General features: G+C 70.7%; 1 protein-coding gene. It reads left to right on the top strand.

Translation table 11 applies throughout. The features are described 5' to 3' along the window. Positions 1-24: 24 nt before the first annotated feature. On the top strand, positions 25-550 hold a 526-nt coding region (locus Z052_RS05250; RefSeq protein WP_144050003.1), incomplete at its 3' end, for an AMP-binding protein.

The following is a 550-nucleotide window of genomic DNA, read 5'->3' on the forward strand; positions in this document are numbered from 1 at the left end:
AGGTATGGCGGGTCTGGGGGGGGTATGAGTTGGCAGGAGGCGGAACGAGCGTTCACGGACGACGCCATCGCCCGAGAGACGCTCCCCGCGACGTTCGAACGCACCGCGGAGCGGCACGCTGACCGGATCGCACAGCGGTACAAGGGGGGAGTCCACGACCGGTCGCTCGTCGCGTCCGGGGTGGTTCCGGAGGCCCCCGCGGGCGAGTACGCCGACGTGACGTACGCGGAGATGCGGGGGATCGTCCGGAACCTCGCGACCGGGCTGCGCGAGCTGGGCGTCGACGACGACACGCGACTGGCGATGTACTCGCAGACCCGCATGGAGTGGGCTCAGACCGACTTCGCGGCGCTGGCCGCTGGCGCCGTCGTGACGACCGTGTACGCCTCGTCGTCCCCGAGCCAGCTGTGCTACCTGCTGGAGGACCCCGAGGCGACGGTGGTCGTGGCCGAGAACCGCGAGATGCTCCGCGAGGTCCTCGCGGTGCGCGGCGACCTCGAACACGACCTCGACGCGATCGTGACCCTCGACGAGGTCGACACCGACGACC

Source organism: Halorubrum sp. C191, assembly GCF_002727095.1.
GTDB lineage: Archaea > Halobacteriota > Halobacteria > Halobacteriales > Haloferacaceae > Halorubrum > Halorubrum ezzemoulense.